This window comes from Microcoleus sp. S28C3, assembly GCF_036700785.1.
Classification (GTDB): Bacteria; Cyanobacteriota; Cyanobacteriia; order Cyanobacteriales; family Microcoleaceae; genus Microcoleus; species Microcoleus asticus.
Window position 1 is genome coordinate 1 of record NZ_JAUBPO010000155.1, and the last position, 11,512, is coordinate 11,512.

At 44.2% G+C, this 11,512-nt stretch carries 5 protein-coding genes; 2 read left to right on the forward strand and 3 right to left on the reverse strand.

Annotated elements, in window-relative coordinates; all coding sequences use genetic code 11:
* Positions 1 to 422 precede the first annotated feature (422 nt).
* Positions 423 to 1,220 (reverse strand): cation diffusion facilitator family transporter, encoded by a 798-nt coding sequence (locus QUA13_RS29380; protein ID WP_333204233.1) that lies wholly within the window; start codon positions 1,218 to 1,220, stop codon positions 423 to 425.
* Positions 1,221 to 1,275: 55 nt separating this feature from the next.
* On the opposite strand from QUA13_RS29380, the gene hpsU reads away from it, so the two are divergent.
* Entirely contained in the window at positions 1,276 to 1,953 is a 678-nt protein-coding gene (gene hpsU / locus QUA13_RS29385) for a hormogonium polysaccharide biosynthesis acetyltransferase HpsU (protein ID WP_333204235.1), read from the forward strand.
* A gap of 19 nt (positions 1,954 to 1,972) precedes the next feature.
* Here hpsU and QUA13_RS29390 read toward each other — a convergent pair whose 3' ends face one another.
* On the reverse strand, positions 1,973 to 3,301 hold the full coding sequence (locus QUA13_RS29390; RefSeq protein ID WP_333204237.1) for a response regulator: 1,329 nt from the start codon (positions 3,299 to 3,301) through the stop codon (positions 1,973 to 1,975).
* A 5-nt stretch (positions 3,302 to 3,306) separates the two neighbouring features.
* Complete coding sequence (locus QUA13_RS29395) at positions 3,307 to 8,904, reverse strand: PAS domain S-box protein (RefSeq protein ID WP_333204239.1); 5,598 nt, start codon at positions 8,902 to 8,904, stop codon at positions 3,307 to 3,309.
* Positions 8,905 to 10,032: 1,128 nt separating this feature from the next.
* Between QUA13_RS29395 and QUA13_RS29400 the strand changes: the two genes are divergently transcribed.
* A complete protein-coding gene (locus QUA13_RS29400) occupies positions 10,033 to 11,421 on the forward strand; it encodes a mechanosensitive ion channel domain-containing protein (protein ID WP_333204242.1) in 1,389 nt (462 codons plus the stop codon).
* Positions 11,422 to 11,512: the final 91 nt, after the last annotated feature.

The following is an 11,512-nucleotide window of genomic DNA, read 5'->3' on the forward strand; positions in this document are numbered from 1 at the left end:
CTGCCTATCTTTTTTTACCACAAGTTGGCTCAATCCTTACTAACTATGAGTTTCAGGCGGGTTGTCACCCCCCCAGAGTTTATCACAATGCCCTGTAATCTCACCCCTCTACTGCTCGTTCTTGGCTTTTCCTTTCCGGTCTCTGCCAACTGTGCCGCTACTTTCTTGAAACTTGCAGAAACCCCTACCCAATCCAGCCGTTCTGAGTTGCTTGTCAAATCTCAGTTTCTTCACCGTTGAGGCAATTCAGCAGTGTGTGAATTAATTGCAGATAGGCTTGAGCGGGGTTTTATTTTATTGTGAGTAGTTGTCAATAACACCAATATTTATCTTATCATAATTAGGGTAAGGTTCTCCAGCTCACTTCACAAAACTTGGATTTTTACGGCAGATGGTGGCAGATATACGCAGATGAAGAGATGTTATTTGATGAGTTCTTCGAGGGATGGAAAAAGCAATTTTTCTGCGCTCACTTTTTCGCAGTCGCAAGGCTGTTGAGTTGCGGATATTGCTGATACCTTTCCCAGCAGCAATTGGATGCTTTCTATTAGCAGCGGTAGAGTTAATAAAATAATTGATGCCGAAACTAGCAAGCTAATTAAGCCGTCCGCCCAATTCCAGTGCAGCCACGCTACGGCGATCGCAGCTAAAATTACTCCAATCGAGGAAAATATGTCGGCAACTGCGTGCAGAAAGGCGCTTTTGAGATTTAAGTCGCCGTGACAGCAGGAATGCAAGCAACAAGCATTGATTGAGTTGATGCTTAAACCGACTATGGCGGTAATTAACATCGGGAGTCCTTCTACTTCGGGAGTTGGGGACTGCAAGCGGTCGATCGACTCTGCGGCAATCCAAAGGGCGATCGCTACTAAACTGATACTATTAATTAAAGCAGCAATGATTTCTCCTCGTTCAGGGATTGGCGATTGTGCGATCGTACAATCTACGGATTTACTTTTGCGTTTGACTGAAGAGTACCAAGTCGCTGTCAAAGTTATTGCTAAAGCTGCTACATCTGAAAAAACGTGACCCGCATCTGCTAATAGGGATAAGCTATGAGAATTAAATGCGGCGAATAACTCTGCGACAAAAAAGCTGCTAAGCAGTACCAATGCTGTTTGTAAAAGTCGCACTTTGCCAATTCTGGGATTTGTATTCTCGCAATGTACGATATCCTTGGCGTTTTCAGATTCAAAATTGTCCGTAACTGGAAATGTCATGCAGCAGTCCTTCAGGTTAAACTCGATTTTTAATTAAACATTAAATTAACTATCAATGACTTATAATATACCAAATCCGAACCAAGAACCGGAAAAGCCGATCGCAAATTTCCCAAATCCTGAAATAAACGATCGTCAAATTACCCACAATCAGCCAAATACTTTAACAGGGGAATCTTTAGTTGATTTGCGGCTGTACAACCAATCAAATTTCGATCGGGGAAGACCTGGTTGGCTAATTTTGGTTTGGTGGTTCGTGCAGGCGATCGCATTTTCCCTCACTCCACACCCTTTTAATAGCATCAGAAGCGGCTTGCTGCGGTTATTTGGAGCGAAAATAGGTTGTGGTGTGATTATCCGCCCTACGGCTCGTTTTACCTATCCTTGGAAAATTGAAATCGGCGACTACAGTTGGATCGGAGATGATGTTGTATTGTACAGTCTCGATCGAATTGCGATCGGCAAACACTGCGTCATTTCTCAAAAAAGTTACCTCTGCACCGGCACTCACGACCCCCAAGACCCAGCCTTTGGCTTAATAACAGCATCTGTTACTATTAATAACGGCGTTTGGATTGCGGCAGACTGCTTCATTGGCCCTGGTGTCGAAATCGGTGCCAACGCTTTAATTGGAGCTCGCAGTAGTGTGTTTAAAAATATGCCTGCCGGCTTTGTTTGTACGGGTAATCCCTGTCATCCGCGCTATCGGCGAGAAATTAAGCAAAGTTCGTAAGAGACATTGCACCGGGAAACTAAGCAGCTTGACTAGCTTGTGGGCGAATTGGAATTTCAATGACGAATTCTATTCCCTTTCCTGCTATAGGCTGGCAGTATAATCTGCCCCCATGCTTTTCAACAATAATTTCATAACTGATAGATAACCCCAACCCCGTTCCTTTACCGATAGGTTTGGTAGTAAAAAAAGGGTCAAATAGTTTTGGTTGTAAAGTTTCGCAAACTCCCCGACCGTTGTCACTAATATGAATAGCAACCCAATTATCGTCAATTACTTTTGTAGAAATTTGAATGCGGTTCGGGTTTTGTTTGATTTCTGCAAAGGAACGCTGCTGATTCGATTCATCTAAAGCATCAATGGCATTGGAAAGAATATTCATGAACACTTGATTGAGTTGTCCGGCATGGCATTCTACTGGTGGAAGCTGACCGTACTCTTTTATTAGTTCAATCTCTGGATGGTCTGGTTTTGCTTTTAAACGATGATGCAGGATGGTGAGTGTACTATCAATCCCTTCATGGATATTTACTGCTTTCACGTCTGCCTCATCCAGGCGAGAAAAAATTCGCATAGACTTGACAATCTCCTGGATGCGCTGCGTTCCTAAGTTGATTGAGTTAAGAACTTTTATAAAATCTTCCTCCAAAAATTCCAGTTCTATTTCATCCATTGCTGCTTGAATCCGAGGGGTGGGATTTACATAATCTTCTTGATAGAGGTGTATAATTTTTAGTAAGTTATGAGCGTACTCTTGGGCATAACCCAGATTCCCCGAGATGAAATTTATAGGGTTATTGATTTCATGAGCAATCCCAGCCGCCATTTGCCCTAATCCCGACATTTTCTCGTTTTGGATTAACTTAATTTGCATTTTTTGCAAAGCATCATAGGCTTGGCTGACTTCTTCAACTTTTTGCTCCAATAATGTATTTTTTTCCTCTAACTTGTCTGTAAGAACATGAAGCTTTAAATGCAGTTTGACGCGAGCTAATACTTCCTCCTGTTGGAAGGGTTTGGTAATATAATCTACAGCCCCAACCTGAAATCCCTCAACTTTATTAGCCGTATCCGAGAGAGCAGTCATAAATATAATGGGAATCTGTTTAGTTTCTGGATTAGCCTGTAATCGACGACAGGTTTCAAAGCCATCAATTTCGGGCATCATGACATCTAGTAAGATTAGATCTGGTAGAGCATATTTGACCCGCTCTAGTGCCATTTTTCCAGATTTGGCGACCCGAACTTCAAATCCTGCCTGACTTAAGGCATCAGATAAGACACCTAGATTAGCTGAATTGTCATCAACTATCAGAATCGTACTATTTGGTTGAATTGGTGAATTCATAAACCTTACTTGTAGGACTGAATAAAAGTTAAAATCTCTTCGTCTTGAAAGTCTTTTGCCATTTGATGCAATATTTTAGCAAAGGGAATGTATTTGGCATCTATTTCTTCAAGTAATGTCGCCTGTTTAACTATTTCTAGGAAATTTCCTTTCATAGCCAGCTCGTATAGCATTTCCATTTCTGTAGCAGGCGGGGCAATTAGCTCGTTGGTGTCTGAGGCGATCGCCAGTGGATCTTCATTACCTTCATAAACCCATTCCAAATCAAGATACTGTTGTAATTTTTGCAGGAGTTCCGTTGCTTGAACAGGTTTGGGAATAAAGGTGTTGCCTCCTGCCTCTAAACTTCTGTATTGATCGGTTTCAAATACGCTGGCAGAAGAGACAATAATAACGATGTCTTTGAAATTTTCCGATTCTCTAACCCGCTTAATTAGCTCGAAGCCATCTAGTTCGGGCATTAGTAAGTCGGTAACGATTAAATCTGGCTGTACCTCCAGAATTTTTTCCCAGCCTTCCTGCCCATCGTTGGCTTCAGAAACCTCAAAGCCGATCGGACTGAGCAAATTGCTAATTACTGAACGGTTAGCCCATTTGTCATCGATAACCACAATCTTAGGTTGGCGGTCTTTAATGCCGATAATCTGCCCGCGATTGTCGATTTGAGACGTTTTCACCCATTCGTCGGCTGGAAACAGATCGACATCGAACCAGAAAATACTGCCCACATTCATCTCACTTTGAACCTGAATGGTACTGCCCATTAGTTCTACAATCCTTTTGCTAATTGCCAGTCCCAATCCCGTACCTTCCGTCTGCCGCCTGCGATCGCCTACCTGCTCGAAGGGTTCAAAGATAGCTTGGATTTGATCTTGTGCAATGCCGGTACCTGTATCGCGTATTTCAAAGCGAATTTTTCCTTCTGTTGCAAAACTGACTATAAAAGTGACACTGCCCTCATCCGTAAATTTAATAGCGTTGCTCAAAAGATTAATTAACACTTGTCGCAAGCGTTTTTCATCCGCACGAATACCGATCGGGAGTTCGGGGCTTGATGGAAAATGGAAGTGAACTCCCTTTAGTTCAGCTCGGATGCGACACATTTCTGCGACACCTTGCAGGAACGCCGGGAAATGAAAATCGGTGGGCATGAGTTCGACTTTCTGCGCTTCAATCTTCGACAAATCGAGAATATCATTGATTAAGGTCAGTAAATGCGAACCGCACTGATAAATGACATCAATGCGCGATCGCTCTTCTTCATTCAAGACTTTGGAACGCTGAAGAATCTGCGCGTATCCCATGATGCCATTAAGGGGAGTCCGCAATTCGTGGCTCATGTTGGCAAGGAATTCACTTTTAGCCCGATTAGCTGCTTCTGCGGCTTCCCTGGCTTTTGCCTGTACGAATTCTGTTTGTTTGCGATCGTTGATATCGGTGCAAGTGCCAACCCACTCCCGGACGCTGCCATCTTCGTTCAGAATGGGTACCCCTCTAACTTGAAAATAACGATAGTTTCCATCCGCTCCCCGGATTCGATATTCTATCTCAAACAGGGTTTTCGTTTGCACTGCTTCCATCCACACCTGAACCGTTCGTTCGCGATCGTCCGGATAAATTGGATCTAACCAGCCAAAACCAACCACCTCAGCTTCAGTTTGCCCGGTGTAAGCTTTCCAAGTCTGTAGCTCCGTGCCTCTTCCTTCAGCATCCATTGCCCAGACGATTTGGGACGTAGCAGCGATGAGCGATCGATAGCGTTCTTCGCTTTGTTTGATAGCCTCTTCGGCTTGTTTGCGATCGTGGATATCGGTACAAGTACCAACCCACTCGCGAATGCTGCCATCTTCATTCTGAATTGGCACTGCTCTAACTTGAAAATAGCGATAGTTTCCATCTGCTGCACGCATTCGATATTCTATGTGATACAGGCATTTCGTTTGCGCTGCTTCCATCCACACCTGAGCCGTTCGTTCGCGATCGTCCGGGTGAATTGCATCTAACCAGCCAAAACCAAGCACTTCCTCTACAGTTTGTCCCGTGTAAGCTCTCCAACTCGGTAGATCCGGGCATTTTCCTTCAAAATCCGATGTCCAGACAATTTGGGAGGTAGCAACTATTAGCGAACGATAGCGTTCTTCGCTTTGTTTTATAGCATCTTCGGCTTGTTTGCGATCGTGGATATCGCTACAAGTGCCAATCCACTCCCGGATGCTGCCATCTTCATCCAGAATGGGTACGCCTCTAAGTTGAAAATAACGATAGTTTCCATCCGCTCCCCGGATTCGATATTCTATGCCATACAGGGTTTTCGTTTGCACTGCTTCCATCCACACCTGAGCCGTCCGTTCGCGATCGTCCGGGTGAATTGCATCTAACCAGCCAAAACCATCAGCCATCTCAGCTTCGGTTTGTCCGGTGTAAGCTCTCCAACCCGGTTGATCCACGCATCTTCCTTCAGCATCCGCTGTCCAGACAAGTTGGGACGTAGCAGCGATTAGCGAACGATAGCGTTCTTCGCTTTTTTTTATCGCATCTTCCACTTGTTTGCGATCGTGGATATCGATGCAAGTGCCAACCCACTCCCGGATGCTGCCATCTTCATTCAGAATTGGCACCCCTCTAGCTTGGAAATAACGATAGTTTCCATCCGCTCCGCACATTCGATACTGTATGTCAAACAGGCTTCTCGTTTGCACTGCTTCCATCCACACCTGAACTGTTAGTTCGCGATCGTCCGGGTGAACTGCATCTAACCAGCCAAAACCAACCACCTCAGCTTCCGTTTGTCCGGTGTAAGCTCTCATACTCGGTGAATCCTGGCATCTTCCTTCAGGATCGGTTGTCCAGACAATTTGGGAGATGGCAAGGGTTAGCGAACGATAGCGTTCTTCGCTTTGTTTTATAGCATCTTCGGCTTGTTTGCGATCGTGGATATCGCTGCAAGTGCCAACCCACTCCCGGATGCTGCCATCTTCATTCAGAATGGGCACGCCTCTACCTTGGAAATAGCGATAGTTTCCATCTGCTCTGCGAATTCGATATTCTATGTCATACAGGCTTTTCGTTTGCACTGCTTCCATCCAGACCTGAGCCGTTCGTTCGCGATCGTCCGGGTGCATTGCATCTAACCAGCCAAAACCAACAACCTCAGCTTCGGTTTGTCCGGTGTAAGCTCTCATAGCCGGCATATCCGGGCATCGCCCCTCAGCATCGCCTGTCCAGACCATTTGGGACGTAGCAAGGATTAGCGAACGATAGCGTTCTTCGCTTTTTTTTATAGCATCTTCCGCTTGTTTGCGATCGGTAATGTCGGTATTAATTTCGAGTTGCGCACAAGGCTTTCCTTCTGCGTCGCGTTGTAATGTCCAGCGACTGGCGACAATAATATGCCGATCGTCACGGGTAGTGTGGTGCAGTTCTCCTTCCCAACTTCCGTGCTCGAAAAACTCTGCCAATAAGGTTTCTAATGGTTTAGGGAAGATGGTTTCTAAGAATGCGTGAATGAACTCCCCGGCTACTTCCGCTTTTGTCCCACCATAGAGCTTTTCTGCACCTTGGTTCCAGTAGATGATGCGATCGTCCATATCTCTAATAATGATACTATCGCTAGCTAAGTCCAGTATTTCTAGGGTTTGACGGAGTGTTTGCTCGACTTTTTTGCGATCGCTAATATCTCGTGTAGTGCCGATAATGCCGAGGATATTGCCATTAGCATCCCGCCAAGGAGCCTTTGTCGTCAAAAACGTCTTAGTGGTTTCACCCTGAGAGACATCTTCCTCGTAAATCTCAGTGATTCCTGCTGCCAGGATGTGGCGATCTTTTGCGATCATTTCACGAGCACTCTCAGGCGACAGTAATTCCCAATCATCTTTGCCGATGATTTCCTCAATTGGCTTGCCTAAGAAGTTTGCCAAATTGGAGTTCATCGCAACATAACGCCCTTCCCGGTCTTTAACCACAATGATGTCTGGCGTACTTTCCAAAATCGAGTTCAGCAGATCGTTGCGTTCGCGCAGAGCTTCTTCAGCTTGTTTGCGATCGTTAATGTTTCGCGCTATGGCGATGATGCCGAGAATATTGCCCTGAGTGTCTCGCCAAGCAGCCTTAGTAGTTAAAAAGGTTGCGCAGATCTCACCTTGAAAGATTTCTTCTTCGTAGGTTTCAGTGATGCCTGTTTCCATGACCTCACGGTCTTTTGCCATCATTGAAACGGCGACGGCAGGCGGCAGCAGTTGGGAATCATCTTTGCCCAGGATTTCCTCAATGGGTTTACCGATAAAGTTTGCTAGGTTGGAATTGAGAGCAACATATCTGCCTTCTCGATCTTTGACCACAACGATGTCTGGTGTACTTTCTAAAATAGAGTTCAAAAGTGCATTGCGTTGGCGCAGATCTTCTTCAGCTTGTTTGCGCTCTGTTATATCCGTATTTGCTCCCACCCATTCGCGAATCGTGCCATCAGCTTCTAAGATAGGCACTCCACGACAACTCATGTAGCGGTATTCCCCGTCATGGCGGCGCATACGGAATTCAACTTCATATAGCGATCGATTAGCAACAGCAGTTGACCAGGCAGTGCCCATAGACGAGCGATCGTCTGGATGGATAGCGTTGAACCCACCCCCTCCCTTGTAATCATCAAATGTCTGTCCTGTAAATGCACTCCAAGTAGGTTGCTCGATCGCCATTTCGCCGTCCGTATTGCAAATCCAAATAATTTGAGCGGTGGCTTCCATCAAAGAACGAAATCTTTCTTCACTCTGTTTGAGGACTTCTTCTGCGGTTTTGCGATCGCGCTGCGCCGCCTGCTGTTCGCGAATATCCCGCACAATAGTGGAAATAAACTCGATTTCACCCGCTTCGGTTTTGTGGACGATCAAAACCTGGGAGACTGGAATTTCTTCCCCATCGCGTGACAAAAATAGGATTTCACCAGCCCACCTACCCTCTCGCAAGGCGGTGGGAATTACTTCGTTGTGGAACTTTGCTTTTGCCGAGGGAGCTAATACAGAATCTATAGTAAACGGAGATCGTGCTTCCTCTGGGGACATCCCCAGCATTTCCTGTCCGGCTTTGTTGAGATAGACGCTATGCCCAGTCGAATCCACAACTCCTACTAAGTCGGAAGTTGCTTCCAAAATTGCCGTCAGTCGTGCCTGCTTTTGTTCTGCCCGCTTGCGATCTGTAATTTCAATTACAATCCCACCAAGACCAAAAACGATGCCATTTTCATCCAACAAAGGATAGTAAGATGCTTGCCAGTAGCGGATAATACCTGGTTCTTTAGGCGTTTCACCCACTAATTCATAATCCAGAATGGGCTTGCCCGTGTCCAGAATACCTTGCAGCATCGGTTCCACAGTCGGAGCCAATTCTGGCAGCACTTGACGCACTGACCTACCAATATGGTCTGCCACACAAATGCCATTCATCTGGGCTAGAACTTCGTTAATTTGGACGTACCGGAGTTGGCGGTCAAAAATCAGCATTCCGGCGTTGGCACCTGCAAAAAAAGCGTCGAAGCGATCCTGTGGCAATATCTGTGCTGTTGTGCTCTGTTGCTGTGGCGGTTGGTTTTTGTCTGGCGGGAATTTGCTCATATTAAATCGTGCTTTTCAGCTATAATTCTAGAACTTCTTTCCAATTACGCGATCGCAAGGTTTTCGTTTTACCCTATTTGGGTAATGAAGAAAACGTTCAGCAGGGCGACCATTAGGTTTTCAATCGGCGATATATGTATCCCTTGCGACATTATTTCCGTTAATTCTTCGGATGTATCGCCAAGCAGTTCTATTGTTCATCAATTGTATTGCTAATCAACCCTATCGCTAGAACATTGGTGACAACTTAACCTAGGGAAGCATTTGTCAATCAACAATTATGCTCAGCATTTACTCAGGTTGGGGGTGGAGAACTTAGATTTGGGCGATCGAGGAATCATGCCTCACGCCATATTTATGCCCACCCACCCCCAAGTCGCGCATTTTCCACTCCTAAACAAACAGTGTTTTAAGTAATTTTACTGATTGACAAATGCCATTAAGTTTTAATTTTTTCCCAATGTCGGTAGAATGCCAAGTATTCTTGGAACGTTCTCAATTTTAGCTAAATCCGTTAAATTTTCAGCTAGACATTCTTAGATATACACAAGACGGACGCAACTGGCACAGTGATAGCAATCTCTCTCCCACCAGTTAAACTCATTGTAATACGGGGATATTTGACTTGTCTACTTAAATAGTCATTGAATAATCCCTGCTTAAGTTGATAACGGGACTTAAACCAAAAATCAGCGGAAAGTATGATAAAATCCAAGACAGTTAAAGTTGACTAAAGCTAGTAGAGGGTTCGCATGAATAATAGATGATTCCGCTATGGCGAAAAAGTGGCACACTAACCGCAGGCAGGGGAAGACCATATATCCGAGAAATTGCCAATACGCATAACGGCGTAGTCTGAATAACCCAATATCTGCTCTGTAAAAAAATCAGTTTGTTCGGGTACTCTAAACAAATAAAAATCTAGTAAAAAAAAGTTTTTTTCTGGTTTTTTTTACTTAAAAATAAGGATTTTAGTCTTTATTATTAAAGGTTAAACCTTTAATAAACTTATTATTAACTGGAACTAAAGTGACTACAATACCCGAAGAATTATTGATAAAAATCTCCCAAATATTTACAGCGACCTTATTTACAATAGGTGAGAGTCCTGTATCGCTGCAGTCACTTGTGGAACTGATTGTATTGTTCATAGCTATCCTCGTCATATCGCGTTCTTTTACTGGCTTTCTTAAGGAACGCTTGCTAGTTAGACTGGGAATTGACGAGGGAAACCGGGAAGCGATCGCAGTAATTATTGGGTATTTAATAGTAGCTTTCGGAGCGATCGTCGCCATCCAAAGTATAGGCTTCAACCTCGCTTCTTTTGCAGTAGTTGCGGGGGGATTGGGAGTGGGAATTGGTTTTGGAATCCAGGATTTAACAACTAATTTCGTCAGCGGCTTAACGCTGCTTTTAGACAGACCTGTGAAAGTCGGAGACTTTGTGGAATTAGAAGGATTAATGGGAATCGTCAAAAAAATCTCGATTCGATCGACCATCATCCAAACCAATGACGACTCCAGCGTCATAGTTCCCAACAGCAAAATGATTAGCAACAAAATTGTTAACTGGAGTTACGAAAACTCGCTACTCTGTCTGCGAGTTCCCGTAGAAGTAGCCGAGAATAGTAACCCGCTGTTAGTGACAGAAACTTTGTTAAATATTGCTTACGCGGAGGCGGGAGTTGTTTGCGAACCGAATCCGAAAGTATTGTTTGTCGAGTTTGGCGATGATAGTTTTAAATTTGAACTTTTAGTTTGGACGGACAGGCCGACAGACAGAGAAGTAATTAAAAGTTCTTTGAATTTTGCGATTGAGTACAATTTCCGCCAGCATAAAATAGAATTTCCGTTCAACGACAGAGAAATTTATTTGCAAAATCCCGAAGTTATTTTGTCAATGTTCAACAACAAAAAAAGTGGAATTGACATCACGAACACTTCCTCGGAAAACAAGCAAAAAAGGCCGATTATTGCAGAGGGAATGAAAAAGCAATCGTCCCTTAGCTGTTTGCTGCGAGAGGTGGAATACTTTGAAAATCTCACGGATCTCGAATTGCGGCAATTGATTGAAGTTGGATACCGCCAACGGCTGCGATCGCAAGAATTTTTATTTCGCGAAAACGACCCTGGAGATGCTTTTTACATGATTCTTTCAGGTTCAGTCGAAGTTTTTGTGGAAGCTATTGACAAACATCTGAATAACCTCGGTACGGGTCAGTTTTTGGGGGAACTTTCTTTGATGTTGGGAATCCCTAGAACTGCTTCGGTGAGAGCTTTGGAAGAAACAATTTTGTTTGCTATCAATAAAGAAGGATTCCAAAAAATTTTAACAGAACAGCCGGATTTATCTGAACAAATTATTCAAGAGATAGTGAAACACAAAGAAGAACTAAGCGAGAGGCAACAGCAACTTCGAGAAATGGAATTGGTAGATGCAGCGGAAGACGATGAAAATCCTATAGAGTGGGTAAGGAAACGGCTCAAAGATCTATTTAGTGTGGAAAGTGAAAATTAACCTAAACATTCCTGCTGGAGTTTAGACTAAGCACAAATTTACTCAGAAGGAGCTGAGTAGAAATTATGGTGAATTTAGAGAGAGATTCCCA